Here is a 23,810-nt window from a genome sequence, read left to right as displayed (position 1 = left end):
GTTACCGTTCGGTGCCCAGAAACGGTTGAGCCACCACGACGCAGAGACCGAGCACCACGAACGGCGCCAGTAGCGGCAGCCACGGCAGACTCCATGGGAACGCCGTGGCCGCCACCCCGGCCACGCTGAACCCGAGGACGGCGATCACCGTCGGCAGTGTCATCGTGCCGGCGTGCCGCAACACCAGGTATCCCACCGCGGCCAGCCCGGCCACGGCCGCCGAAACCGTTGGCGGATCGGTGACCCCGACCGCGACGACTGCCAGCAGCACTGCAACCGTCGCCGCTGCCGCCCACCGGAGTCCGGCCAGCACCGCGCCGGCGGCGGCCAGCGCCGCAACGGCAGCCGGCCCGGAGGCGCCAGATACGACGGTCGCCGTCATCGCCATCCCGCACGCGCCGGACAACACCAGCGGCAGGGTCTCGGTGGCGCCGACCGGACGCCCCATCACCGCACCACCGTCGGGCGGTGGCGCTGCGTCGCCAGCAGCATCGACTGTTCCAGTGTCTGCGATGGTGGCCACGATGCGACGTCGACGCCGATGCTGGCCATGTCGCGGTACATGGCGGTGCGCTCCAGCATCCAGATCCGGCTGACCAGCGGATCGGGGTCCTGCTCGAACGGGGGGCCGGCCAGCACGTCGACGGCGAGCACCACGTGGCCGCGTTTGCGCAAGTCCGTCAGCGCGAGCGCGAACTCGGTGTCGAGCAGGGTGGAGAAGGCGATGATGAGGGCGCCCGGTGGCACCGCCGCCCGCGGTGCGAGCGTTCCGGTGGTTTTCTCGAAGCCGTCGCCGGCGCCCAGCACCGCGTCGACGATGCGATAGAACTGACGCTGTCCGATATCCGCGCCGACCCAGCGCGGCTGCCGGCCACCGAGCGTCACGACGCCGGCGCGGTCACCGTTGCGCAACGCGGTCTGCACCACCTGCGCGGCGCCGATCACCGAGCGTTCGGTCGCGGCCGTCGCCGGCCCGCGCGGCTGCGGGTAGCCGTCGATCAATACCACCACGTCGGCGGCCCGATCGGTCAACCGCTCGGTCACGTGCAGTCTCCCCCGCCTCGCGCTTACCGGCCAATTCACCGAACGCAACGGGTCACCGGGGGTGTAAGGGCGGATGTCGGCGTACTCCACGCCGCGGCCCGCGTGCCGGGTCAGGTGGGTTCCCACCCGGTCGAGCAGTTCGCTGTGCGGGGTCGGGGTGGCCTGTGGGGGCGCCAACGGAAACACCGTGACCTCGCCGACCTCGACGGTGGCCGTCCCGGCCAGCAACCCGCCCCGCGCCACGGCGGTCACGGTGGCCCGGATCGGGTAACGGCCCCAGCGTTCCGCGCGGGCGGTCACGACCGTGCATGAGTCGGACTCGGCGCCGCTGTGAAGGCTCATCGCCGGGTGCGCCGACACCGCCACCCCGATGGCGCTCGCCTCGCCCGCGGCCGCCGCGGCCCGAACCGTCAGCTCCACCGGCTCGGATTCGAAGCAGCGCTGCGAGGCCGGCGTCGCGCCCACGCGGAACACCGGCAGTGGTGGCTGCCAGCCCAGCGAGCACAGCACGCCCAGCAGCGGCGCGGCGAAGGCGATCAGCTGCCAGCGCGCCGCGCCCGCCGCCACCACCAGCGCCAGTCCCGCACCGGTGGCCAAGGCCAGTGTCAATGGCGATGCATGCCAGTGTAATTCGGTATCGACGTCGCGCGGTTCGGGCTCTTCCGGGTGCGTCATGGCGGCGCCGTATCCGGGGCGGGTGCGGGCGCGCCCGGGGTTCGCGGCACCGGAAGTCGTCGCAGCAGTTCGTCCACCACGTCTGCGCCCTGGATGCGTCGCACCCACATCTCCGGCCGCAGCGCGATCCGGTGTGCGACCGCCGAGGTGGCCAGCGCTTTGACGTCTTCGGGGATCACGTAGTCGCGGCCGAGCAGCAGCGCACGCGCCCGGGCGAGCTGGATCAGATCGAGTTCTGATCGCGGGCTGGCGCCGACGGCGACCTGCGGGTGATGGCGGGTGCCGTTGGCCAGTGACACCACGTAGCGCAGCACGTCGTCGTGCACGCTGACCTGCTCCACCGATTCCCGCATCGCCATCACGTCGTCGGCGTCGACCACCTTGCGCACCGTCGGCAGCGCGGCTCCCCGGTCGAGTCGCCGGCGCAGCATGGCCGCCTCGCCCTGCTCCGGCAGGTAGCCCAGTCGCAGCCTGATCGCGAACCGGTCCAGCTGCGCCTCGGGCAGCGGGTAGGTGCCCTCGTACTCGATCGGGTTGTCGGTGGCCAGCACGATGAACGGCGAGGACAGCCGGTGGGTCTGCCCGTCGATGCTGACCTGCCCCTCGGCCATCGCCTCCAGCAGGGCGGCCTGCGTCTTGGGCGGGGTCCGGTTGATCTCGTCGGCCAACACCAGGTTGGTGAAGATCGGGCCGCGCCGGAACTCGAAACGGCCCGAGGCCATGTCGTAGATGGTGGTGCCGAGCAGATCGGCCGGTAGCAGGTCCGGGGTGAACTGCACGCGGGTGAAGTCCAATCCGAGCGCGGCGGCGAACGACCGCGCGATCAGCGTCTTGCCCAGCCCGGGAAGATCTTCGATGAGCACATGGCCGCCGGCGAGCACCGCGGTCAGAATGAGCCGCAGCGCGGGACGCTTGCCGACCACCGCCTGCTCGATCTCGTCGAGCACGGCGGTGCAGCGCTCGGCGGTGGTTTCCGCCGTGCCGGACAGGCCCGCGCTCACCGTTGCTCCAGCCGGTGCAGGATCTCCTCGAGCACCGCGCGTCCCGGGCCGGCCCCGCGGTCCGCGCTGGGGGCGACGTTGCTGGGATCGACCCAGGGCCACAGTTCGGCGCCGAACAACATCGTCCCGGTGGCGCTGAAGGCCTCGTTCTTCGCCCGCCGCTGACCGGTGGAGACCTCGAACCGGCGGGCCAGGATGGGCCGCCAGCGCCTATCCCAGTCGGCCCTCGTCGACTCGGCCCAGCGGATTCTGGCCTCGGTGCCCGACAGCCACCGCCGCAACGATTCGCCGGGCTCGTCGAGCGCCGGCTCCGCGGCCGCGCCACGCCCGCCGCTCCTCAGCAGCTGCCGGATGCCCAGCAGTGGGACCGCGACCGCAATGGCGGCGGCCCACAGCAGCAGCTGTCGTTGGTGGGTGAACAGTACCGCCAGTTGCGCTGCGAGTACCAGCAGCACGCCTTGCAACGCAACGTTTTTCATGTCCGAGCCCGCAATTCGTCCAGCACCAGGCGCAGTATCGCTACCGCTTCGGCGCGGTGCGCCTCGGTCATCAGGTGCGGGCTGAACCGCGCCTCGGTGAACAGCTCGACCAGTCTGGATGCATTGTCGGCCGGCAGCGCGTGGTTTTCGACCGCCCGCGCCAGCACCTCGGTGGGAGTGTCGAACTCGCGCGGTGCGGCGCCGGGAACGTCGGCGAGGTGGCGCTCCATCACCGCGTAGCAGGCGATGATCGCCTCTCGCGGCTCCCTGCTCCGGTCGGCGATCCGGGTCAAGCCCAGTTCGGCTGCCCGCGCCAGGGTTTCGCCTGCGGTCAGCGGCTGCGGAGCAGCCGGTGCGGCATCGATCTGCGGGGCGGCCGACGTGGCCCGACGGGCGCGCGCGACCAGCAGCGTCGCGGCGATCAGCACCAGCAGGCCCCCGGTGAGCGCCAACAGATACCCGAGCGAGGCACCGGCCGCGCCGAGCGGGGGCGGGCGCAGCGGGACAGGGGGCGAAGCGTCGGCGTCGGCCGGCGACGCGGGCACCTCACCGCGCGTCCCCAGCAGTCCGGCCGGGATCGAGAAACGGTGCGCGGCGCCCAGTCGTACCATCACCCAGAGCGCCAGCAGCCACGCCGTCAGCACCGCCAACCCGATCAGCAGCACCCGCCACGACGGCCGTCCCCGGTGGGCGCCCACCGTCCGGGACAACTCACCGATGCTGCCGGGAGCGGCGCGCTGATCACGCGCCCGCCGGGCGACGGCAACCGCCACGGCCGCGACGGATACCGCCAGCAGCGCGGCCAGGACCAACTGTGCCACCGGGCCGGCCTCGGCCGGCCGTCGCGGGTCGTGGACGACACTCGGCACATACCCGCGCGTCGCCGCCCCGGCCGCGAGCACCAGCACGATCAGCGCGATCACCCGACCGGTCGCCGTATCCGCACCGGCACGCATCGAAGCGCCACTGGCCTGGGTGGCTCGCCGTCGCTGCGGCATGCCCAATACTGGCATGCCGTCGCGGCAGGCGGCCAGGATCGCCGATACCGCTCGGTCTGCCGCCCGGGCCCGGGCGCGGTCGGCTCAGCCGGATCTCTCGTCGTGCCCGCCGAACTGCTTGCGCATCGCCGAGAGCACTTTCGCGCCGAACTCGAACAGTTGCCGGGAGGCGAATCGCGCATACAGCGCGGTGGTGAGCACCGGGGCGGGAACACCCTCGTCGATGGCGGCGATCACGGTCCAGCGGCCTTCGCCGGAATCGGAGACGCGGCCGGCGAATTCCTCCAGCGCCGGGGATTTCTGCAGGGCCCCGGCGGTCAGGTCGAGCAGCCATGAGCCGATCACACTGCCCCGCCGCCAGACCTCGGTGACTTCGGGGATGTCGATGTCGTACTGGTAGAACTCGGGATGGCTCAGCGGCGCGGTCTCGGCGTCGCCGCGTTGGTCCTGTTTGCCGATGTTGGCATGGTGCAGGATATTCAGCCCCTCCGCGATCGAGGCCATCATCCCGTACTCGATGCCATTGTGGACCATCTTCACGAAGTGCCCTGCCCCCGATGGGCCGCAGTACAGGTAGCCGTTCTCGGCCTGGGCGACCTCACCGTCACGGCCCGGCGTGCGGGGCGCGGCGTCTACCCCAGGCGCGATGGTGGCAAATATCGGCTCGACATGGTCGAACGCACCGCGGTCACCGCCGACCATCAGACAGTAGCCCCGCTCGCGACCCCACACCCCGCCACTGGTGCCGCAGTCGAGTAGACGAATACCTTTGTCGGACAGCAGCTTCGAGTGTGCGATGTCGTCACGGTAGTAAGAGTTGCCGCCGTCGATCACGATGTCGCCGGCGCTGAGCGTGTCCGCGAGTTCCTCGATGACCCCGGTGGTGATCGAGCCGGCCGGCACCATCACCCACACCACCCGGGGCGCGGGTAGTTTCTCGACCAGCTCGGCCGTCGAGGACACCCCGGTGGCCTGGGTCTCGGCGGCCAGCGCGGCTACCACCTCGGGATTGTGGTCGTAGACGACGCATTCGTGGCCGTCATCGACCAGCCGCCTCACCAGGTTGGCGCCCATCCGCCCCAGGCCGATCATCCCCAACCGCATGTGTGTGCTCCTCTCATTGTGACCGGCCGTTCGCCGGCAACCAGGGCTGCTGCCAACTCCGGTGGCCACGCACCAGTGCCTGCGCGGCCTCCGGCCCCCACGAGCCACGCTCGTAGGGGTGGACCTCGCCGGGGTTTTCGAGCAACGGGGCCACGATCCGCCAGGTCTCCTCGATGCTGTCCTCTCGGGCGAACAGCCGGCGGTCGCCGACTATCGCGGCATGCAACAGCCGCTCATAGGGCTGGATCGGTTCCCCCAGATCGTGAGTGAAGGAAGAATCCAGGTGAACATCACGCCAGGCTTGAGCGTTCTGGTCGTCTTGGGCCACCAGTTGCAGCCGCAGCCCCGGATCCGGGTCGATGCGCAGCACGATCTGGTTACGTTGGGCCCTGTCCCGGTGCGGCATGAACGCCAGCGCCGGTACCCGGCGGGTGAACAGCCGAACCTCGGTGACTCGTTCGGGCAGTGCCTTGCCGGCGCGCAGGAAGATCGGGACACCCGCCCAGCGCCAGTTCTCGATCTGTAGGCGCAACGCCACGAAGGTCTCAGTCTGCGAGCCGTCGGCGACTCCGGGTACATCGCTGTAGCCGCGGTACTGGCCCCGGACGTAGTGCACCGGGTCGGCCGCGGGCATCGCGCGGAACACCTCGGCCTTCTTGTCGTTGAGGTCGTCGTCACCGGGGCCGACCGGCGGCTCCATCGCGACCAGTGCCAGCACCTGTAGTAGGTGGTTCTGCACCACGTCGCGTAACGCGCCCACGGCGTCATAGAAGCCGCCGCGCTCCTCGACACCGAAGTTCTCGGCCATGGTGATGTGGATCTCGGCGATGCTGTGCCGATCCCACAGTTCGGCGAGCGTCGTGTTGGCGAACCGCAGGCACTCCAGGTCAGCGACCGGTTGCTTGCCCAGGAAGTGATCGACTCGCAGGATCTGGTCCTCCTGCAGCACCGCGCGCATCCGGCTGTTGAGGTCGCGTGCGGAGGCCAGGTCGTGGCCGAACGGCTTTTCCACCGCCACCCGGGACCGCTGCAGCAGTCCGGCCCGACCGAGGTGTTCCACGATCGGGGCGAACAGCGACGGCGGCATCTCCAGGTAGTACAGGCACGGTTGATCGGTTCCGACCCGCTCGGCGAGCTGCTCGTAAAGTGCGGCATCGGTGACGTCGCCGGGCAGATAGGACAACCGCTCCGCCAGGCGGCGAAACACCGTCTCGTCGAACGGTTCGCCGCTGTGGCGGATCGCCTCGGCGGCCCGGTTGACCAGCTCATCGACCGTGATGTCGTCGCTGGCCACCCCGACGATGGGGCCGTCCAGCAGTTTGCGGCGCTCCAGGCGATACAGCGCGCGGAAGGTCATTTTGCGGGCCAGGTCTCCGGTTATCCCGAAGATCACCAACCGTTGCGAGTTCTCCTCAGCGCGTCCGCCCAAGTTCGGCACCTCCTGCCCGTTGCTACCCCGCCTGAAGCTAGTGCAACCGCCTGGAAGAACGCTGTCCGCCGACGACGCGTGGCGGACTCACGCCGTGCTCACCCGACCTGGGCGATCCCCGGCGGGAAGTACGGTCCAATGCCCCCGGTGTAGATGCCGGGCTGCCAGCCCCGCGCGCCCAGGCACAGCAGCGGCAGGCCGTCGGGCGACTGTGCGGCCGACTGCGGATTCGGGCAGGGCGAACCGATCTCCTGCACGCCGTAGAGGGGGTAGGAGATCTGCCAGAACCCGGTGTCCTTGGGCGGCCACTGGTTGGCGATGAAATGGCAGGCCAGCGCCTGGCCGTTGGGGCCGTGGCCGTAGATGTAGCGCTCCCAGCTGAAGCAGGCGTCGCCCTGCCGCTGTCCCTCGGCCATCCCCGGCACATCACCGGGGTAGGCGCCGGCGGCCGGTGCGACGCCGATGGCGGCTGCCCCCGCGGCTCCGGCGATGAAAGCAGCTGCAGCTAGTTCACGAATCATTCTTCAGCCCTCAGTCTGTCGATCCTGGCCAGCAGACGGCCCCGCGTGGCAGCCTAACGGGTGCCGGCGGCGCCTCATCGTGATTCCGCCGAATGGCGCCACCGCCCCGGGCCGCTAGAGTGCCGCAGATGACCGCGCAGGGACAGTTCGACGCATCGCACGGTCGGCTGCAACTCGGCACGGGGGTGGCCGGCCGCGCCGCGAGGATGGGGCATCGCCTCACGATCGCCATGGAGCGCTGGCAGGCGGTGGTTTCGTGGTCCGGCGAGCAGCCCACCGCCGCGACACTGACCGTCGAGGTCGATTCGCTGCGGGTGCTCGGCGGTGAGGGCGGCATGACGCCACTGACCGGTCCGGAGAAGGCGCTGATCCGCACCAATGCGCGCAACTGCCTCGGGGCCGACAAGTACGGCCGGATCCGCTTCGAGAGCAGTGAGATCGAGGCGACCGACATGGGCTACCGGCTGACCGGATCCCTGGAGATTCGCGGTCGAACCAAGCCGTACGTCATCGACGTGCAGGTGACCGAGCTGGGGCCGCCGCATCAGCACCGCGGTTCGTGGCGAGTCGACGCTGACACCGTGGTTCGTCACAGCGACTTCGGGGTGCGGCGTTATTCGATGCTGATGGGGGCGATGCAAGTCGCCGACGAGGTGTCGGTTTCCTTCTCGGCGACCGTCTCGGCGGACGAGATCCGCGGGTCCTGACTCCGCGACCGGGACGACTCAGCGGCCGGGAAGGCGCGGAATACGCTCGCGGAACCGCTCCAGCAGCGACGCTCCGCTGTGCGGCGGCGGTGCCGGTGGTTCCGGGAGCACATCCGGCCCGTCCCACAGCGCGCCGAACTCGACCGGTTGGTCCGCAAGCTCGCCCGGCGGCGCCGGGGCGGCCGGTGGCGGCGCCGCGGGAGCACCGGGCGGCGGGGCGGCGGGAACCGCCACCCGCGCCACCGTCGCGTGTTCGGGCGGTCGCTGCTCCGGCAGGTCCCTGCTCGGACTCAGCTGCAGACTCACCGCGGCCGACACCGACGCCACGAACACCACCGTTCCCGCGGTCAGCATCGTCAGTGCCCCGGCGTACGGCAGCGACATCGAACGCCCGGCGCCGACGGTCCGGCCGGTCCGACCCACCGCCCGCGGACTCGTCAGCTCGGCGTGCGGCGCCAGCGCCAGTGCGGCCCCGCGCGCCAACGCCTGCTGGGCTCCGGGCTGCACGAAAACCGGCAACGACAGCTCGGACTCGAGCCGACGCCCGAGCCGGTCCATGCCGCGCCCGGAGCCGGTCACCGTCAGCAGGTCAGGCCGCCGGCCGCCCGACCCGAAGGCGTCGGCCAGCCACTTGACCACGTCACCGGTACCGCCGATCGGACAGCTGGTGACGATCGGACACTCGTCACCGGGGCCGTCGAACCGCACCAGCGTGGCCGATCCGGGTTCGATGACGCATACCGCGGTCAGTCCGCCAGCCGGTGCGAGACCGGTGGTCAGCGACGCCGCCGCCCGGCTGAATCGCACCGGCACCACGTTCTCGAAGCCCGCGTCAGCCAGCGACTCCAGCAGCAGCGCGGCCCCGACCGCTGCGTCATCGCTCCAGGTCACACCGACGCCGTGCAGCCGGTCACCGCGGCCGGCCAGCACGGTGCGAACTCTGGCAGCGACAGCCGTCGCCGACGCCGCCAGGCTCACCGCATCCAGCCCGGCAACACCGCGGGTGACACCGAACTCGTCACCGGAAAGCGTCGGGCAGTGGTCGGCCCGGCCGTCTGCCATGACCCAGCCGATCGTCGTCGGCGTCATCGCCAGCCCCAGTACCGTGTCCAAAATCGCGCACCCCAATCGTCCTGATCTGCGATGTCACCGCGTCGGCGGAGAGCCTGCGCCTCGCCCGGGGTAGGGCTCGGCGGGCACCGGAACGGACCGGCACAGCCCAGGACAGTGTGGTTTTGTCGGCTTACCGGAGGCGAGCCTACGCGTGTCGCGCCATTGTGCCTAACCGGGTCCCGGCCCGAAATCGGGTATGCTATGTCGCTAGTCGGGTCCCGGAGCGGCCGCCGAGTAGCCAGCAGCGGCCGTTGTTGCATGTGAGGGCCGGCACACGAGTGGTGGCGTGCTTTGCGTCGCGATCGACAGATTAGCTACTTTGAGAACATTTCGAGAGCCTTCCGCAGACGACAAGGGGCAGGAATGACAGACGTGACCAAGGGGATGCGCTGGGTGCGCCGATTAATGGTCGGCGCGGTGGCCGCAGCAGCGCTGCCCGGGCTGATCGGCCTGACGGGCAATGAGGCGACCGCATCGGCGTTCTCCCGGCCGGGTCTGCCGGTCGAGTACCTGCAGGTGCCTTCGGCGGGTATGGGCCGGGACATCAAAGTCCAGTTCCAGAGCGGCGGTTCCGGTTCCCCGGGCCTGTATCTGCTCGACGGCATGCGCGCGCAGGACGACTACAACGGCTGGGACATCAACACCCCGGCGTTCGAGTGGTACTACCAGTCGGGCATCTCGGTGATCATGCCCGTCGGAGGCCAGTCCAGCTTCTACAGCGACTGGTACAAGCCGGCCTGCGGCAAGGCGGGTTGCTCCACCTACAAGTGGGAGACCTTCATCGCCAACGAACTGCCGGCCTACCTGGCGTCCGAATACGGCGTGAGCCAGAGCCGCAACGCTGCGGTGGGTCTGTCGATGGCCGGTTCCTCGGCGATGAACTTTGCGATCTACCACCCGAACGTGTTCACCTACGCGGGTTCGCTGTCGGGCTACGTCAACCCCTCTGACGGCAAGAGCTGGATCGGCCTGGCCATGGGTGACGCCGGCGGCTACAAGAAGGAAGACATGTGGGGCCCCGACGACGACCCGGCGTGGGTGCGCAACGACCCGACCCTCAACGTCGGCAAGCTGGTTGCCAACAACACCCGGCTGTGGGTCTACTGCGGTAACGGTCGCCCCAATGAGCTGGGCGGCGACAACATCCCCGCCACCTTCCTCGAAGGCAACTTCATGATCGGCCAGAACAAGAAGTTCCAGGAGGCCTACACCGCGGCCGGTGGCAGCAACGCCGTGTTCAACTTCCCGGACTACGGCACCCACAGCTGGGAGTACTGGGGAGCTCAGCTGCAGGCGATGAAGCCGGACCTGCAGAGCCACCTGGGCGCCAGCGCCGGTGGCGGCGAAGGCTAAACGCTCAATCCGACCACTGAGCCCCATCCGATTCCGGATGGGGCTCAGTGCTTTGTCGTGCGTTGTCGCCAGAGGCTTACCCCGCTGCCGTGAACATGATTGGATGGCGGTCATGCAGGGTTCCGCGACAGTTCACATGGCAGCCCCGGCCGAGCGGATCTGGGATCTGGTGGCCGACGTCCGCAACATCGGGCGGTTCTCGCCCGAGACTTTCGAGGCCGAATGGCTCGACGGCGCCACCGGTCCGGCAGTGGGCGCCCGGTTCCGTGGCCACGTCCGGCGCAACGGAATCGGGCCGGTGTACTGGACGACTTGCCGGGTCACCGAGTGCGAGCCGAATCGCGTGTTCGGCTTCGAAGTGCTCGCCGGTGACAGAGCCGTGAACCGGTGGCGCTACGAGCTGGCTCCGACCGCGGACGGCACCGACGTCACCGAGTCGTTCCGGCTGGCCGACTCCTTTCTGACCACTGTGTACTACTACCTGTTCGGTGGATTTCTGCGGCAGCGCAACAACATCCGCGACATGCGGCGCACCCTGGAGCGCGTCCGCGACGTGGCGGAGCAGCAGTAGCTGAAGGCTAGGCCAGCGCGTGGGGATCGGCCAGCGGCAACAGCAAGAACGACGGGGTGGGACCGCCCTGATGCAACCGGTAGGTGCCACCGGCCAATGCTCGACGCGCGGGCGCGGTCGGCACCAGGTGCGGGAAATCGTAGCTGGTCACCGTCAGCCGCAGTCGATGTCCCGGCGCGATCATCGCGGCGGTCGGAAATATCTCGACGTCGTAGCCGGTCAACTCCCCCGGTTCCACGGGCCGCACCGCCGATCGGGTGCTGACGTGATGCGGGCGCAGCACCGTGCCGTCCGGCAGGTACCAGGTGCGGTCGGGGTCGAGTGCGCGGTGCGACCCGAGCAGCGCCCCCTGCGTCAGGGGGCGACTGACCCCCTCCGGGGCGACGTCGTCGAGGTGGGCGACCCACAAGGTCTCGGTGGTGTCGGCTGTCGCCTCCACGCGCAGCGTGATCGGTCCGGCGATCAGCGTCGGCGCACCGAACGGCTCGGTGGTGTAGGTCAACGCACCTCGTTGCAGACGCCGGTTGTCCTGGTCGTGACGGGTGCGGCCACCGACCTGGGTGGTGACGAAACTGTTGAGCCCCAACGACCACTGTTCCAGGCTGCGCCCCGACATCGGGCCGCGCGAGCGGTAGGACAGCACGGCCACGCTCTGTTCGGCCGGGGCCTCGGCAGCCAACCGGCCCTCGGGGGCCAGATACATCCGGGTCGGAGTCGCTTCGGGGAGCGGGTACTCGCGGCTGTGGTACCAGCGGCGGTCACCGATCGCCTGGAAGGTGAACGGGGGACTCGAGATCGCGGCGTCCGCATCGTCTTTGAGCCAGTGGTCGAACCAGCGCAATTGCAGATTCTGCAGATGCAGGCCGTCGAAGTCCGAGACGTGGTACCAGGGGCCCATCATCAGCCGGATCCGGTCGGTCACCGGTTGCCCGGGCTGCATCGGGGCGGTCGCCGGGCGGCCCACACTGGCGTTCTGTAGGCCGGCATAGTTCAGCGACGCTCCGCGCTGGAAGGCGTCGTGCCAGCCGCCCACCAGGAAGACGGCGACGTTGTTGGCGGCGATCGCGGCCAGCACCCGGTCGGGTCGCATGCCATCCCACAACGGCCCGTCGTAGGCGGCGTCACCGCCGGCGCGCACTTCGGCGGTCAGCGGCCCGAAGTAGCTGCGCTGGTCTCTGCCGCGCTGGCGCACGGCCGCGAGCCCACCGGAGCGGGGCCGCTCATGTCCACCCGGGGTGAAGAACTCCAACGTCGGGTTGACGAGATTGAGCAGCGAATACACCGCTCCGTAGCCGCGCACCGCAGGCAGGTGAGGCGTTCCGCCCATTGCGGCGACATCCCGGTAAAAGTCGTTGGCGGCCATCACCGGGAAGATCGCCTTCAGCGGCGAGTCCGGGCCGACCGCGGCCGCGGTGAACAGTTGATTGATCGCCAGGTAGGAGATGCCGAACATACCGACCCGGCCGTTGGCGTTGGGCAACGTCGACGCCCAGGAGAGCAACTCCGCGCCGTCGCGGGCCTGCTCGGCGCTCAACATCTCGAACGATCCACCGGATGCCCCGGTGCCCCGGACGTCGACCATCACCTCGATGTAGCCGCGCCGGATCAGGTGCGGGGTGGGGCCGCCGCCGATCTGCGCGGCCGGTGGTGGGGCCAGCTTGCCGTAGGGGGTCATCGCCAGCAGGACCGGAAACGGCCCCGTCGCGGCCTTTCCGGTCTCGCGCACGGTGGGGTAATGGATGTCGGCGCGCAGCACGACACCGTCGCTCATCTCCACCGCGACGTTGCGCCGTACACCGACGCCGTACTGTGCCGGTGGTGCGGTCCACTCCGGGGTCAGTGGCGATGCGCTGGTCTTGCGGGGACGCGCGAGCAGTGACTTCCGCAACGCGACCGCGGCGGCCCCCGTCCCAGCTACTGCCGCCAGCACCAGTTTGACGTTGCGCGCCGTCCGCGGTTCAGGCATGCCCACCTCCCGCCCCAGACTTTAAAGGTGCATCGGTGCCGCTCGGACACCTGACCGGTGCCCGCGTATATTCCGGCGTGTGAGTCGTACGCCGGAACACGCAGTCGGCATGGCGCCTGACGTCAAGCAGATCGTCACCGGGATGTGGCAGGCCCTGTCGCGTCGCGACTGGGATGCGGTGAAAGCCGTTCTGGCGCAAGACTGCATCTATGTCGACATGCCGGTGGGCCCGGCCGCGGCCGCCCGCGGCCCACACGACATCATCAAGCGCCTCAAGGTCGGTCTTCAGCCGCTGGCCGGATACGTCAACCACCCGGGGTTGTTGGTCGCCGAGGGCCCCGACGTCGTCTACGAGCACTCCGAGACCTGGACCTGGGCCACCGGCGAAACCGCACTGTTGCGCTTCGTCACCGTGCACAAGGTGGTCGACGGCAAGATCACGCTGTGGAAGGACTACTGGGACCTGGCCGGCCTGACCGCCCACGCCCCACCGACCTGGCTGGCGGATCTGGCCGAGGCCGACATGTCGTGGGTGTTCGACGCCACCGGGCTGATCTGAGGGTCACCGCTGCGTTGTCATGCCCGGCTCGGCAGCGTGAACGCGCAAGCCTGACCGATGTCCATGGTGCGCAGGAATCGGCCCATGCCCAACCACAGCGCGCACGACAGCGCGAGGTCGGCGAGCAGTTCGTCGCTGAAGTGCTCGGCGCACCGCGACCAGAAGTCCTCGTCGTCCCGCAGCCCGGTGTGGTCGGTGGCGAAGCGGTGGGCGAATTCGGCGGCGAGCCGTTCGGCGTCGCTGTAGCCGGGCCAGGTGCGCCATTCCGACACATGCTCGTAAAGATCCTCGCTCACGCCGGCCGCCGGACCGTCGGCGTCGCGGGTGTTGACGCACACCGCGCACTCGTTGTCGAAGGCGATCACCATCCGGGCCAGCTCCCGGGTGCGCATCGGCAGCCGGCCGTTGTTATAGACCGCGGTGCTGAATCCACCGATGCCCGCGGCGAGTTCGGGCGACTTGGTCATCCAGGCCATCAGGTCATCTGGGGGGAAATCTCCGATTCGGCTCATACCCGCCGATGCTAATCGGCTTTGCCATCACCATGGGCCGTGCCGGCGAACTCTGCCTCGCTTGCCGACCAATTCCGGTCGACGAGTGTGCGGTGGGCGATCCGCTGCAGCGCGGCTTCGATCTCGCCGCGCTCCGGGCGGCCCTCGAAGCCGGGCGAGCGGGACAGCCTGTCGCTCAGCCAGTCCTCGATCAGCGAAGTCACGAACCGCACCTGCTGCAGTCCGGCCCGGGTGAGTCCCAGGTGGTCGCCGTCGCGCAGCGCATAACCCTGAGCGACCAGGCGGTCGACGGTGGGTTCGAGGATCTCGTAGGGCACCCGCAGGTTCTTGCCGATGTCGCTGAGCCGCGCGGTGCGGAACACCTGGGTGTAGCGGTAGATGCGCAGCACCGTCCACAACCCGGCCACGTCGAGCTCGCAGTCCGGTCGCATCGCGATGCTACGCAGTCGCACACCGGGTTCGTTGCGCAGCAACCGGCCGATCGCGGTCTCCAGCAGTTCGTCCGAGGATGCGGTGGTAGGCATGCCGAACCCGTCGCCGAGGTCGACCGCACTGTCATGCAACTCCTTGAGCGGGACCTCCCGCAGGTACAGCGCCAGCACGAACCCGAGCAGCGCGACCGGGGCAGCCCAGAAGAAGACCTGGCCCAGCGACTCGGCGTAGGCCTGCACGATCGGCGCCGCCTGCTGCGGCGGCAGTCGGTGCAGCGCTTCGGGGGAACCGGCCGCATCGGCGGTCAACCCGGCGGCGCTGAGCGCCGGACCCAGTCGGCGGTCCAGGAAGTTGACGAACAGCGACCCGAACACCGCAGCGCCGAAGGAGCTGCCGATGGTCCGGAAGAAGGTGACCCCGGAGGTGGCCACGCCGAGATCGGCGAAGCTCGAGGTGTTCTGCACGACCAGCACCAGGACCTGCATCGACAGGCCGATGCCGGCACCCAGCAGCAGCAGGTAGGCCGACTGCAGCCACGCCGGTGTAGCGGCGTCCATCTGCGACATCAGTGCGAACGCGATCGTCATCAGGGCCGTGCCGACCACCGGGAAGATCTTGTAGCGGCCGGTTCGGCCGACCAGGGTGCCGCTGCCGGTGGAGGTCACGAGCATGCCCACCACCATCGGCAGCGTGCGCAGCCCGGAGCTGATCGCCGAGACACCGTCGACGTACTGCATGAAGGTCGGCAGGAAGGTCAGCGCGCCCAGCATCGCGAAGCCGACCACGAACGCCAGCACACAGCACACCGCGAACACCGGGTCGGCGAAGAGCCGGGTCGGCAGGATGGGAGCCGCGACCCGGCTTTCCACCCGGGCGAACAACGCCAGCGCCGCCACGGACGCGGCGAACAGCCCGATGATCGTCACCGAGCCCCAGCCGTAGCGGGTGCCGCCCCAACTGGTCGCCAGCGTCAATCCGGTTGCGCCCAACCCGATCAGCACGATCCCGGCGTAGTCGATCACCGGCTTTGCCCGGTCGGCCAGCGCCGGGATCGCAGCGCCGGCCACCACCATCACGACCACCGAGATCGGCACGTTGATCCAGAACGCCCACCGCCAGGTCAGGTAGTCGGTGAAATACCCGCCCAGCAGCGGGCCGATCACGGTCGTGACGCCGAAGACCGCGCCCAGCATGCCCTGGTAGCGGCCCCGGTCGCGCAGCGGGATGACCTCACCGATCAGCGCGGTCGCGGTGACCGTGACGCCACCGCCCCCGACACCCTGCAACGCGCGGGCGCCGACCAGCATCACCATCGAGGTGGACAGCCCGCACAGCACCGAGCCGAGCACGAAGCACACCACCGCGCTCTGGAAGACCAGCTTGCGCCCGAACAGGTCGCCGAGTTTGCCCGCCAGGACCGTCGCGAAAGTCGACGTCAGCAGGTAACTGGTGACCACCCAGGACTGGTGGCCGGCGTTGCCCAGGTCCGACACGATCGTCGGCAAAGCCGTAGCGACGATGGTCTGATCGAGCGCGGCCATCAGCATGCCGAAGACGATCGCCAAGAAGATCAGGTTGCGACGCTGCGGGCTGACCGGCGCAGGCCGCATGTCAACCGCAACCGGCGCCGAACTGCTCATACCGGTGGCGGATACCCGCTACCGGCTACCCGCATCGACCGGGGGCGTCGTCACGTGGTCGGCGGGCGGGAGACGCACTGTGCCGCGTACAGCGCCTCGCCCAGCTTGTCCATCAGCTCCAGTTGCGTTTCCAGATGGTCGATATGGGATTCCTCATCGACGAGGATGGCCTCGAGAATCTTGGCAGTCGTGCTGTCCTGCTTTTCGCGGCACATGACGATGCCCGGTCGCAGCCGGTTGAGCACATCGTTTTCCAGCGCCAGGTCGCTCTCGAACTGTTCGCGGATCGTCTGGCCGATGCGCAGCGAGCCGATGCGCTGATAGTTCGGCAGGCCGCCGAGCACCAGAATCCGGTCGGTGACCGTCTCGGCGTGGCGCATCTCCTCCATCGACTCTTCGCGGGTGTGGCCGGCCAGCTCGGTGAAGCCCCAGTTCTCCTGCATCTTCGCGTGCAGGAAGTACTGGTTGATCGCGGTGAGTTCACTGGTCAGCTGCTCGTTGAGCAGTTTGAGGACCTCCGGGTCGCCTTGCATGATCACTCCTCTGGGGTGAAGAACCTCGCATGCCGGCCGCGACGGGCGGGGTGACTCATCGCCGTAACGCGCCGAATCTCAATCTAGTGCAGGTCGGATGTGCCACGCGGGTGATTACCCGTGTCTCGGCGCGTCGAATCGGCGCATCGGCTCGGCCGTTCGGCGAAAGCGAGTCGCCGGCCACCCCTACGCGATGCGCTGAAGTTAGGTTAGACTCTACTAACATGAGACTCGCCACGCCAGGCCGCCGTGTCGGCAGTTCGGGCCATGGTGTGTCCCGGCGCGACGACCCGCATTCGCTGGTGCTGGCACTGGACTACCGGGTTGACGACGTCGACCGGACCTGGTCGCTGATCCGCGACGACCATGCGCCGCTTCGCAGCCTCGGCGCCCGCCACGCGGTGCTGTACACCTCGGCGTTTGAAACCGACCGGGTGCTGGTGACGATCGGCCTGCGCCACCGCGTGCCGGTCAAGGAGTTGCTGCGCTCCCCCGCCGTCTTCGAATGGTTCGACCGCTCCGGGGTCAACGACTTGCCGGCGATCTTCGCCGGCGAGGTCAAAGAGAAGATCAACCTGACCCAGCCCGGGCCGCAGCAACCCGGTTCAGAAGTGATCGTCGGGGTGGTGTCCACCGTGGCCCATCCCGCGGATCTGATGGCCAACGTGCACCGGGGACTGGATCGATTTGCCGGGGCCGGCGTGCGCAAGGTGTGGGTGTATCAGGCCGTCGACGACGGGAATGAGGTGATGACGCTGCTGGAGATCGACAGTGCGGCAAGCGCGCAACGCTGGATCGACCACCCGGACACCGCCGCGGAGTGGATGATCGGCTCCGGGGCCGCTGGGTACCCCCGGCCGTTTGTCGGAAAGCTCGCTGCCGCAATCGATCTGATGACGCCTGTGGACGACGGTCGGTAGGGGTATCGCCATGTATGTATGCCTTTGTGTCGGAGCCACCAACCAGATGGTGAGCGACGCCGTCGCGGCCGGTGCGTCGACGTCGAAAGAGGTTGCCGCAATGTGCGGGGCAGGCGGCGACTGCGGCAGGTGCCGGTGCACGGTCCGCGGCATCATCGAGGCCACGTTGGCAGCGACCCCCAGCGTCCCGGCCAACGGTTCGCTGCGGCACCTCGCCCTGGACATCACGCCGGTCGGTTCACACTGATCGACGGCTGTTACGCGACCAGCTCGACCTGGTGTTGCGCGGCGATGACGTCGCCGATGATCCCCGCCAGCCGCCGGTAGGAGTCCTCCCGCCCACTGGAGGTCCGAAACACCAGCCCGATGCGCCGGCCCGGTCGGGGCGCGGCGAAGTAGGCCAGCGCCAAGCCACTGCGCTCGGCTTCCACCGCGACCGCCGTCTGCGGGATCAACGTCACGCCCAGTCCCCCGGTCACGCACTGCACCGCAGTCCCCAGCGACGCCGCGCGAGTGTTGGCCAACTGGGCACGCACGCCGGCGTTTCGGCAGATGTCCAGCGCCTGATCCCGCAGGCAGTGTCCCTCGTCGAGCAGCAACAGCGGCAGGTCCGCCAGGGCTGCAGGCGCGACCCGTCGCTTGCCGGCCAGCGCATGTCCGGGCGGAAGCGCCAACACGAAATCCTCGTCATAGATCGGTATCTCGGTCATGCCGGTGGTCTCGGTCGGCAATGCCAGCAGCGCGGCGTCCACCGCGCCCTCCCGCAGCCCGGTGAGCAGTCGCACCGTCTGGTCCTCGATCACCCGCAGGTTCAGGCCGGGTAGTCGTTCCGAGATGCCGGCCAGCACGGCGGGCAGCACATAGGGCGCCACGGTCGGGATCATGCCCAGGCGCATGGTCCCCTGCAGCGGATCGGCGACCCCGGCCGCCGCCGCCGAGAACTGCGCCGCCGCGTCGAGCACGGCGTGGGCGTGCGGCAGCAGCTGCTCCCCTTCGGCGGTCAAAAAGACCCGCCGGGTGGACCGCTCAATCAACTGGATGCCCAGACCGGACTCCAGTGACGACAACGCCTGCGACAACGTCGACTGGCTCAGGCCCAGGCCGGCCGCCGCGAGGCTGAAGTGGTGCTTCTCGGCGACCGCGGCGAATGCCCGCAGTCCGGCCAGGGTCGGCTGATAGCTTATATCGGTCATACCGATAATTATAGTGCCAAGTATCACCTTTCATTTTTAATTCAGATAGGGCAACATGGAGTGTGCGGGCACTGAACTCGTCCGCGCCCCGAAATCTCACACCAAAAGGAGTGTCATGGCACTGCTGACCATCGGAGACCAGTTCCCGTCCTACCGGCTCACCGCGCTGATCCCGGGCGACCTGTCGAAGGTCGACGCGAAAGGGCCCGAGGACTTCTTCACCACCGTCACCAGCGACGACCACCCGGGCAAGTGGCGGATCGTATTCTTCTGGCCCAAGGACTTCACCTTCGTCTGCCCCACCGAGATCGCTGCCTTCGGCAAGCTGAACGACGACTTCGCCGACCGCGACGCGCAGGTGCTGGGCGTGTCGATCGACAACGAGTTCGTCCACTACAACTGGCGTCTCCAGCACGAGGACCTCAAGACGCTGCCGTTCCCGATGCTCTCCGACCTCAAGCGCGAGCTCGCCGAGGCCACCGGTGTGCTCAACGCCGACGGCGTCGCCGACCGGGCGACCTTCATCGTCGACCCCAACAACGAGATCCAGTTCGTCTCGGTGACCGCGGGTTCGGTGGGCCGCAACGTCGACGAGGTGCTACGGGTGCTCGACGCGCTGCAGTCCGATGAGCTGTGCGCGTGCAACTGGAAGAAGGGTGACCCGACGCTCAACGTGGGTGAACTGCTCAAAGAATCGATCTGACCGAGCCGACACGGTGCGACGCGCCGGCGATGAAAGGAATAGCGCCATATGAGCATTGAGAATCTCAAGAACGCGGTCCCGGAATTCGCCAAGGACCTCAAGCTCAACCTGAGTTCGATCGCTCGCACCACCGCTCTGAACGAGGAGCAGCTCTGGGGCACCCTGCTGGCCAGCGCCGCGGCGACACGCAACGCCACGGTGTTCGCCGAGATCAGCTCCGAAGCGGCCGACAACCTGTCGGCCGAGGCCTACCAGGCCGCTCTGGGTGCGGCGTCGATCATGGGCATGAACAACGTGTTCTACCGTGGCCGGCACTTCCTGGACGGCGCCTACGACGACCTGCGTCCCGGGTTGCGGATGAACATCATCGGCAACCCGGGGGTCGACAAGGCCACCTTCGAGCTGTGGAGCTTCGCGGTCTCGGCGATCAACGGCTGCCAGGCCTGCGTCGGCTCTCACGAGCAGGTCGTCCGCGATGCGGGCGTCGGCCGCGAGGCGGTGCTGGAGGCCCTCAAGGTCGCCTCGATCGTGGCGGGGGTGGCCCAGGCGATCTTCGCCGCCAACGCGCTACCCGCCGCCTCGTCCTAGATAGTCGCTATCGGCGCGCGCCGGGCAATGCCCGGCGCGCGCCGTAGACTCCGCTCTCATGGCAGGCAGCGATGCCGGCCGTGCGTATCTGGCTCCGATCACCGCCGTCGCACGCAAAGTGGTGTCGACGGACCGGCACCGGAATTCGAAGAAGACTGGAAGGCGCTGTTTCGCGCTCGCTACCCGCGCCGCGGCGGCTCCGAGTCGGATCCGTCAAGTCGGTCCACGGTCGCCGGATCCTCCGCGCCACCGAAATAGCAGTCCAGCACCGGGCGGAAGCCGCTGCGGTGTTCCCCGCACGGCGTCGACCAGCCACGCGCAGTCATGCAGCCGCCGGCCGAGCAGCTCGTGATCCCGGTAGGCGCGGGCTTCCGCAATCTTCAGTGGCTGCCGGTCATGCAGCTCGGCGATGACGGTGTCGTACACGTTTGCCTGGTTTTCGACGAAACGCTGCGGCCGGTACGGAGCCGCGTGACAACCAATCACTCCTACCCTGGGAAAACCCGGAGCCGATAGCAAAGGAGTCAGCAGTGGCGGCGATAGAGCGGCGATTCCCCAACTTCCACGACTTCGCGCCGCTGATCCGCTTCCGCCGGCCCAGGCTCAATCGCACCGCGCAGCGCCTGGATGCCGCGCTCACCGTCGAAGATCTGCGGCGCATCGCCCAGCGCCGCACCCCCAGGGCCGCCTTCGACTACACCGACGGCGCCGCCGAGGACGAGATCTCACTGGAACGGGCCCGACAGGCCTTCCGCGACATCGAATTTCACCCGGCGATCCTGCGCGACGTCACCGACGTCGACACCAGCCGCGACGTACTGGGCGCTTCGGTGGCGCTGCCCTTTGCGATCGCGCCGACCGGCTTCACCCGGCTGATGCACACCGCCGGTGAGCTGGCCGGCGCCCGGGCCGCCGAGGCCGCCGGGATCCCGTTCTCACTGTCGACGCTGGGCACGGCCTCCATCGAAGAGGTCGCCGCGGCCGCCCCCGGCGCCCGACGGTGGTTTCAGCTCTACATGTGGCGCGACCGCGAGCGGTCGATGGCGCTGCTGCGCCGCGCCGCCGACGCCGGCTACGACACCCTGCTGGCGACCGTCGACGCCCCGGTCCCGGGAGCGCGGCGGCGCGACACCCGCAACGGCATGAGCATCCCGCCGGCGCTGACACTGCGCACCGTCGCCGATGCGATCGTGCACCCGGCCTGGTGGTTCGACCTCTTCACCACCGAACCGCTGTCCTTCGCGTCGCTGGACCGGTGGTCGGGCACCGTCGCGCAGTACATGGACAGCATGTTCGACCCGAGCATGACCTTCGACGATCTGGCCTGGGTCAGGTCGCAGTGGCCGGGCCGATTCGTCGTCAAGGGCATCCAGACCCTCGCCGATGCCCGCGCCGTGGTCGATCTCGGCGCCGACGGCATCGTGTTGTCCAACCACGGCGGACGCCAACTCGACCGGGCGCCGGTGCCCTTTGCGCTGCTGCCCCACGTCGCGCGCGAGGTCGGTGCCGACACCGAGATCCTGCTGGACACCGGAATCATGTCCGGCGCCGACATCGTGGCGGCGGTGGCGCTGGGCGCCCGGTGTACCTTGATCGGCCGTGCCTACCTGTACGGGCTGATGGCCGGCGGTCAGGCCGGGGTGCAGCGCGTCATCGACATCCTCGCCGAACAGATCCGGCGCACCATGCGACTGCTGGGGGTCAGCGAGCTCGCCGAGCTGTCGCCGCAGCACGTGACGCAGCTGCGGCGGTGGGTGCCGCTCGACGGCGGCTGATCCGGGCGGCCCAACGTTTGTGGCGCGGCGCGAGCGGGTATACGCGGCCGGTGCATACCGACACGGAACTGGTGCGACGGCTGCTGCGGCGGGCCGGAAAGACCTACGCGCAGGAGGCCGGTATCCGGTTGCGTAATCAGCCGATGCCGCTGTCTCAGCTGCTGACCCTGTGCATGCTCGCCAGCAAGCCGATTGACGCGGCCATCGCGGCCCGGGCGGCGCGTGAGCTGTTCAAGAGCGGCCTGCGCACACCACACAAAGTTCTTGAGGCCGATCGCCGCACCATGATCGACGCCATGGGCCGCGCCCACTACCGCCGCTATGACGAGAGTTCGGCCACTCGGTTGCTGCAGCTCGCCGAAGCCGTGCAGGAGAACTATCGCGGTGATCTGCGGCTGCTCGCGGAGCGCAGCGGGCGCAATGTCGACGCGGCCGTCGAGTTGCTCACGGAGTTCCAGGGTATCGGTGATACCGGTGCGAGCATCTTCCTGCGGGAGGTCCAGGACGTGTGGCCCTGGGCCCGGGCCAGCTTCGACGAGCGTGCGCTGGCCGCCGCGCGTGACCTCGGGTTACCCGGCGACGCAAGCGAACTCGGTGCGCTGTCGAAAGGGCGCAACGCCGAACTCGCGGCAGCGCTGGTGCGTTACTCCTCCGACGCCGATATCCGTGAGCGGCTGGCCGATTAGCCCGCTGCCCGGCCGAATCGCCGGTAAGGTAGCCGGTGAACGGCGCCTAGAGCGGAGGATCGCGTGTCGACATCAACAACCTTCGTGATCGTCGGCGCCGGCCTGGCCGGCGCCAAGGCCGTGGAAGCGCTGCGCGACAAGAACTTCGGCGGAACGCTCATTCTGCTCGGCGAAGAGCAGCATCTTCCCTACGAGCGCCCGCCACTGTCCAAGGAATTCCTGGCCGGCAAGAAGGCTCTCGGTGACTTCACCGTGAACCCACAGGACTGGTACCGCGAGCACGATGTCGACTTTCGCTCCGGCGCCCGCGTCGTGGGTGTGGACCGGGCCGGTCACACCGTCGAACTGGCCGACGGCACCAGCCTGAGCTACCAGAAGCTGCTGCTGGCCACGGGTTCGCGCTCCCGGCGGGTACCGATCCCGGGTGCCGACGCTCGCGGCGTGCACTATCTGCGCACGGTCGACGACGCCGCTGCGCTGGATTCCGCACTGGCCTCGGGCGCCCCGCTGGCAGTGGTGGGTGCCGGCTGGATCGGCATGGAGGTGGCCGCGGCGGCCCGCCAGCGCGGCGTCGACGTGACAGTGGTGGAGACGGCCACACTGCCGCTGCTGGCCAGCCTCGGCGCCGAGAACGGCGCGATCTTCGCCGCCCTGCACCGTGACCACGGCGTCGACCTGCGCCTGGGGTCGGCCGTTGCCGAGATCACCACGGCCGACGGCGCCGCCACCGGCCTGCGGTTGGCGGACGGCTCGCAGATCAGCGCGGGCGCGGTGCTGGTCGCCGTGGGCGCACAACCCAACATCGAGCTGGCCGAGCAGGCCGGTGTTGCCACCGGGGACGGCGGTGTCCTGGTGGACGCGAGCCTGTGCAGCAGCGATCCCGACATCTACGCGGTCGGTGATATCGCGGCGGCCCAGCATCCGTTGCTGGCAACCCGGATCCGCACCGAACACTGGGCGAACGCACTCAAACAACCGGCGGTCGCGGCGGCGGGAATGCTCGGTGATCCGGGCGAATACGCCGAGCTGCCTTACTTTTTCACCGACCAATACGATCTCGGCATGGAGTACGTCGGGCATGCGCCCGGCTACTCCCGCGTGGTCTTCCGTGGCGACACCGACGCGCGCGAGTACACCAGCTTCTGGCTCGGCGACGACAACCGCGTGCTGGCCGGGATGAACGTCAACGTCTGGGAAGGCATCGATGACATCAAGGCCCTGGTCAGGTCGCAGGAACCCGTCGATCCCGACCGGCTAGCAGACCCGGCGGCGCCGCTGAGCGAGCTGTCGCGCTGAGCGGCGGCGGGT

At 69.0% G+C, this 23,810-nt stretch carries 25 protein-coding genes; 11 read left to right on the top strand and 14 right to left on the bottom strand.

Annotated elements, in window-relative coordinates:
• Window position 1 precedes the first annotated feature (1 nt).
• The 8 genes from ACAG20_RS02875 to ACAG20_RS02840 all read right to left on the bottom strand — a co-directional run bounded on the left by ACAG20_RS02875 (window position 2) and on the right by ACAG20_RS02840 (window position 7,251).
• Window positions 2–448, bottom strand: a complete 447-nt coding sequence (locus tag ACAG20_RS02875; protein WP_370491464.1) for a hypothetical protein — start codon at window positions 446–448, stop codon at window positions 2–4.
• The gene (locus ACAG20_RS02870; protein WP_370491463.1) at window positions 448–1,719 is read right to left on the bottom strand and encodes a DUF58 domain-containing protein; all 1,272 of its coding nucleotides are present in this window, start codon (window positions 1,717–1,719) and stop codon (window positions 448–450) included. The genes ACAG20_RS02875 and ACAG20_RS02870 overlap by 1 nt, the downstream gene beginning before the upstream one ends.
• Window positions 1,716–2,708: an AAA family ATPase gene (locus tag ACAG20_RS02865; protein ID WP_370491725.1), complete on the bottom strand. Its 993-nt coding sequence runs from the start codon at window positions 2,706–2,708 to the stop codon at window positions 1,716–1,718. The genes ACAG20_RS02870 and ACAG20_RS02865 overlap by 4 nt, the downstream gene beginning before the upstream one ends.
• An 8-nt stretch (window positions 2,709–2,716) precedes the next feature.
• Window positions 2,717–3,199 (bottom strand): hypothetical protein, encoded by a 483-nt coding sequence (locus tag ACAG20_RS02860; protein WP_370491462.1) that lies wholly within the window; start codon window positions 3,197–3,199, stop codon window positions 2,717–2,719.
• Window positions 3,196–4,197 (bottom strand): DUF4129 domain-containing protein, encoded by a 1,002-nt coding sequence (locus ACAG20_RS02855; RefSeq protein WP_370491724.1) that lies wholly within the window; start codon window positions 4,195–4,197, stop codon window positions 3,196–3,198. The genes ACAG20_RS02860 and ACAG20_RS02855 overlap by 4 nt, the downstream gene beginning before the upstream one ends.
• A gap of 84 nt (window positions 4,198–4,281) precedes the next feature.
• Window positions 4,282–5,301, bottom strand: coding sequence for a phosphogluconate dehydrogenase (NAD(+)-dependent, decarboxylating) (gnd, locus tag ACAG20_RS02850; protein WP_112689363.1), 1,020 nt, complete (start codon window positions 5,299–5,301; stop codon window positions 4,282–4,284).
• Window positions 5,302–5,314: 13 nt separating this feature from the next.
• Window positions 5,315–6,739 (bottom strand): glucose-6-phosphate dehydrogenase, encoded by a 1,425-nt coding sequence (locus ACAG20_RS02845; protein WP_370491461.1) that lies wholly within the window; start codon window positions 6,737–6,739, stop codon window positions 5,315–5,317.
• 89 nt (window positions 6,740–6,828) lie between these two features.
• The gene (locus ACAG20_RS02840; RefSeq protein WP_112689367.1) at window positions 6,829–7,251 is read right to left on the bottom strand and encodes a hypothetical protein; all 423 of its coding nucleotides are present in this window, start codon (window positions 7,249–7,251) and stop codon (window positions 6,829–6,831) included.
• 128 nt (window positions 7,252–7,379) lie between these two features.
• On the opposite strand from ACAG20_RS02840, the gene ACAG20_RS02835 reads away from it, so the two are divergent.
• On the top strand, window positions 7,380–7,958 hold the full coding sequence (locus ACAG20_RS02835) for a YceI family protein (RefSeq protein ID WP_112689369.1): 579 nt from the start codon (window positions 7,380–7,382) through the stop codon (window positions 7,956–7,958).
• A gap of 18 nt (window positions 7,959–7,976) precedes the next feature.
• Here ACAG20_RS02835 and ACAG20_RS02830 read toward each other — a convergent pair whose 3' ends face one another.
• Window positions 7,977–9,071, bottom strand: a complete 1,095-nt coding sequence (locus tag ACAG20_RS02830) for a hypothetical protein (protein WP_370491460.1) — start codon at window positions 9,069–9,071, stop codon at window positions 7,977–7,979.
• 363 nt (window positions 9,072–9,434) lie between these two features.
• Between ACAG20_RS02830 and ACAG20_RS02825 the strand changes: the two genes are divergently transcribed.
• Both ACAG20_RS02825 and ACAG20_RS02820 read left to right on the top strand, forming a co-directional pair.
• Window positions 9,435–10,424 (top strand): esterase family protein, encoded by a 990-nt coding sequence (locus tag ACAG20_RS02825; RefSeq protein WP_165824996.1) that lies wholly within the window; start codon window positions 9,435–9,437, stop codon window positions 10,422–10,424.
• Between the two features lie 103 nt (window positions 10,425–10,527).
• Window positions 10,528–10,995 carry an SRPBCC family protein gene (locus ACAG20_RS02820; RefSeq protein ID WP_112685646.1) on the top strand — a complete coding sequence of 156 codons (468 nt, stop codon included), beginning with the start codon at window positions 10,528–10,530 and terminating at the stop codon, window positions 10,993–10,995.
• Between the two features lie 7 nt (window positions 10,996–11,002).
• Here the strand turns inward: ACAG20_RS02820 and ACAG20_RS02815 are convergent, their stop codons facing one another.
• The gene (locus ACAG20_RS02815; RefSeq protein ID WP_370491723.1) at window positions 11,003–12,766 is read right to left on the bottom strand and encodes a CocE/NonD family hydrolase; all 1,764 of its coding nucleotides are present in this window, start codon (window positions 12,764–12,766) and stop codon (window positions 11,003–11,005) included.
• Window positions 12,767–13,070: 304 nt separating this feature from the next.
• Here ACAG20_RS02815 and ACAG20_RS02810 point away from each other — a divergent pair, with 304 nt between their 5' ends.
• The gene (locus ACAG20_RS02810) at window positions 13,071–13,520 is read left to right on the top strand and encodes a nuclear transport factor 2 family protein (protein ID WP_112685642.1); all 450 of its coding nucleotides are present in this window, start codon (window positions 13,071–13,073) and stop codon (window positions 13,518–13,520) included.
• Window positions 13,521–13,537: 17 nt separating this feature from the next.
• Here ACAG20_RS02810 and ACAG20_RS02805 read toward each other — a convergent pair whose 3' ends face one another.
• The 3 genes from ACAG20_RS02805 to bfr are packed head-to-tail and all read right to left on the bottom strand — an operon-like array spanning window position 13,538 to window position 16,637.
• Window positions 13,538–14,032, bottom strand: coding sequence for a carboxymuconolactone decarboxylase family protein (locus ACAG20_RS02805; protein WP_112685640.1), 495 nt, complete (start codon window positions 14,030–14,032; stop codon window positions 13,538–13,540).
• A gap of 11 nt (window positions 14,033–14,043) precedes the next feature.
• Entirely contained in the window at window positions 14,044–16,104 is a 2,061-nt protein-coding gene (locus tag ACAG20_RS02800; RefSeq protein ID WP_112685638.1) for an MDR family MFS transporter, read from the bottom strand.
• A 50-nt stretch (window positions 16,105–16,154) separates the two neighbouring features.
• A complete protein-coding gene (bfr, locus tag ACAG20_RS02795) occupies window positions 16,155–16,637 on the bottom strand; it encodes a bacterioferritin (protein ID WP_112685652.1) in 483 nt (160 codons plus the stop codon).
• A gap of 224 nt (window positions 16,638–16,861) precedes the next feature.
• Between bfr and ACAG20_RS02790 the strand changes: the two genes are divergently transcribed.
• Both ACAG20_RS02790 and ACAG20_RS02785 read left to right on the top strand, forming a co-directional pair.
• Complete coding sequence (locus tag ACAG20_RS02790; protein ID WP_234825627.1) at window positions 16,862–17,557, top strand: fatty-acid--CoA ligase; 696 nt, start codon at window positions 16,862–16,864, stop codon at window positions 17,555–17,557.
• Between the two features lie 10 nt (window positions 17,558–17,567).
• Complete coding sequence (locus tag ACAG20_RS02785) at window positions 17,568–17,804, top strand: bacterioferritin-associated ferredoxin (protein WP_041317844.1); 237 nt, start codon at window positions 17,568–17,570, stop codon at window positions 17,802–17,804.
• A 10-nt stretch (window positions 17,805–17,814) separates the two neighbouring features.
• On the opposite strand, the gene ACAG20_RS02780 is transcribed toward ACAG20_RS02785, so the two are convergent.
• Entirely contained in the window at window positions 17,815–18,750 is a 936-nt protein-coding gene (locus ACAG20_RS02780) for a hydrogen peroxide-inducible genes activator (protein WP_013828896.1), read from the bottom strand.
• A 115-nt stretch (window positions 18,751–18,865) separates the two neighbouring features.
• On the opposite strand from ACAG20_RS02780, the gene ACAG20_RS02775 reads away from it, so the two are divergent.
• From ACAG20_RS02775 to ACAG20_RS02755, 5 genes are all read left to right on the top strand, one after another.
• Window positions 18,866–19,453 (top strand): peroxiredoxin, encoded by a 588-nt coding sequence (locus ACAG20_RS02775; RefSeq protein ID WP_013828895.1) that lies wholly within the window; start codon window positions 18,866–18,868, stop codon window positions 19,451–19,453.
• Between the two features lie 48 nt (window positions 19,454–19,501).
• A complete protein-coding gene (locus ACAG20_RS02770; protein ID WP_112685632.1) occupies window positions 19,502–20,041 on the top strand; it encodes a carboxymuconolactone decarboxylase family protein in 540 nt (179 codons plus the stop codon).
• 530 nt (window positions 20,042–20,571) lie between these two features.
• Window positions 20,572–21,816: an alpha-hydroxy-acid oxidizing protein gene (locus tag ACAG20_RS02765; protein ID WP_370491459.1), complete on the top strand. Its 1,245-nt coding sequence runs from the start codon at window positions 20,572–20,574 to the stop codon at window positions 21,814–21,816.
• Window positions 21,817–21,866: 50 nt separating this feature from the next.
• A complete protein-coding gene (locus ACAG20_RS02760) occupies window positions 21,867–22,502 on the top strand; it encodes an endonuclease (protein ID WP_370491458.1) in 636 nt (211 codons plus the stop codon).
• Between the two features lie 63 nt (window positions 22,503–22,565).
• Window positions 22,566–23,798, top strand: a complete 1,233-nt coding sequence (locus tag ACAG20_RS02755) for an NAD(P)/FAD-dependent oxidoreductase (protein WP_370491457.1) — start codon at window positions 22,566–22,568, stop codon at window positions 23,796–23,798.
• Window positions 23,799–23,810: the final 12 nt, after the last annotated feature.

Origin of the sequence: Mycobacterium sp. pW045 (assembly GCF_041287085.1) — a bacterium.
GTDB classification, from domain to species: Bacteria; Actinomycetota; Actinomycetes; order Mycobacteriales; family Mycobacteriaceae; genus Mycobacterium; species Mycobacterium algericum_A.
This window is presented reverse-complemented; position numbering and strand designations above follow the sequence as displayed.

What these genes read in the sequence shown, in the direction of transcription:
- ACAG20_RS02875 (WP_370491464.1), bottom strand. Translation starts at nt 448, where the DNA reads ATGGGGCGTCCGGTCGGCGCCACCGAGACCCTGCCGCTGGTGTTGTCC.
- ACAG20_RS02870 (WP_370491463.1), bottom strand. Translation starts at nt 1,719, where the DNA reads ATGACGCACCCGGAAGAGCCCGAACCGCGCGACGTCGATACCGAATTA.
- ACAG20_RS02860 (WP_370491462.1), bottom strand. Translation starts at nt 3,199, where the DNA reads ATGAAAAACGTTGCGTTGCAAGGCGTGCTGCTGGTACTCGCAGCGCAA.
- ACAG20_RS02855 (WP_370491724.1), bottom strand. Translation starts at nt 4,197, where the DNA reads ATGCCGCAGCGACGGCGAGCCACCCAGGCCAGTGGCGCTTCGATGCGT.
- gnd (WP_112689363.1), bottom strand. Translation starts at nt 5,301, where the DNA reads ATGCGGTTGGGGATGATCGGCCTGGGGCGGATGGGCGCCAACCTGGTG.
- ACAG20_RS02840 (WP_112689367.1), bottom strand. Translation starts at nt 7,251, where the DNA reads ATGATTCGTGAACTAGCTGCAGCTGCTTTCATCGCCGGAGCCGCGGGG.
- ACAG20_RS02835 (WP_112689369.1), top strand. Translation starts at nt 7,380, where the DNA reads ATGACCGCGCAGGGACAGTTCGACGCATCGCACGGTCGGCTGCAACTC.
- ACAG20_RS02825 (WP_165824996.1), top strand. Translation starts at nt 9,435, where the DNA reads ATGACAGACGTGACCAAGGGGATGCGCTGGGTGCGCCGATTAATGGTC.
- ACAG20_RS02820 (WP_112685646.1), top strand. Translation starts at nt 10,528, where the DNA reads ATGGCGGTCATGCAGGGTTCCGCGACAGTTCACATGGCAGCCCCGGCC.
- ACAG20_RS02815 (WP_370491723.1), bottom strand. Translation starts at nt 12,766, where the DNA reads ATGAGCGACGGTGTCGTGCTGCGCGCCGACATCCATTACCCCACCGTG.
- ACAG20_RS02810 (WP_112685642.1), top strand. Translation starts at nt 13,071, where the DNA reads ATGGCGCCTGACGTCAAGCAGATCGTCACCGGGATGTGGCAGGCCCTG.
- ACAG20_RS02805 (WP_112685640.1), bottom strand. Translation starts at nt 14,032, where the DNA reads ATGAGCCGAATCGGAGATTTCCCCCCAGATGACCTGATGGCCTGGATG.
- ACAG20_RS02800 (WP_112685638.1), bottom strand. Translation starts at nt 16,104, where the DNA reads ATGAGCAGTTCGGCGCCGGTTGCGGTTGACATGCGGCCTGCGCCGGTC.
- bfr (WP_112685652.1), bottom strand. Translation starts at nt 16,637, where the DNA reads ATGCAAGGCGACCCGGAGGTCCTCAAACTGCTCAACGAGCAGCTGACC.
- ACAG20_RS02790 (WP_234825627.1), top strand. Translation starts at nt 16,862, where the DNA reads ATGAGACTCGCCACGCCAGGCCGCCGTGTCGGCAGTTCGGGCCATGGT.
- ACAG20_RS02785 (WP_041317844.1), top strand. Translation starts at nt 17,568, where the DNA reads ATGTATGTATGCCTTTGTGTCGGAGCCACCAACCAGATGGTGAGCGAC.
- ACAG20_RS02780 (WP_013828896.1), bottom strand. Translation starts at nt 18,750, where the DNA reads ATGACCGATATAAGCTATCAGCCGACCCTGGCCGGACTGCGGGCATTC.
- ACAG20_RS02775 (WP_013828895.1), top strand. Translation starts at nt 18,866, where the DNA reads ATGGCACTGCTGACCATCGGAGACCAGTTCCCGTCCTACCGGCTCACC.
- ACAG20_RS02770 (WP_112685632.1), top strand. Translation starts at nt 19,502, where the DNA reads ATGAGCATTGAGAATCTCAAGAACGCGGTCCCGGAATTCGCCAAGGAC.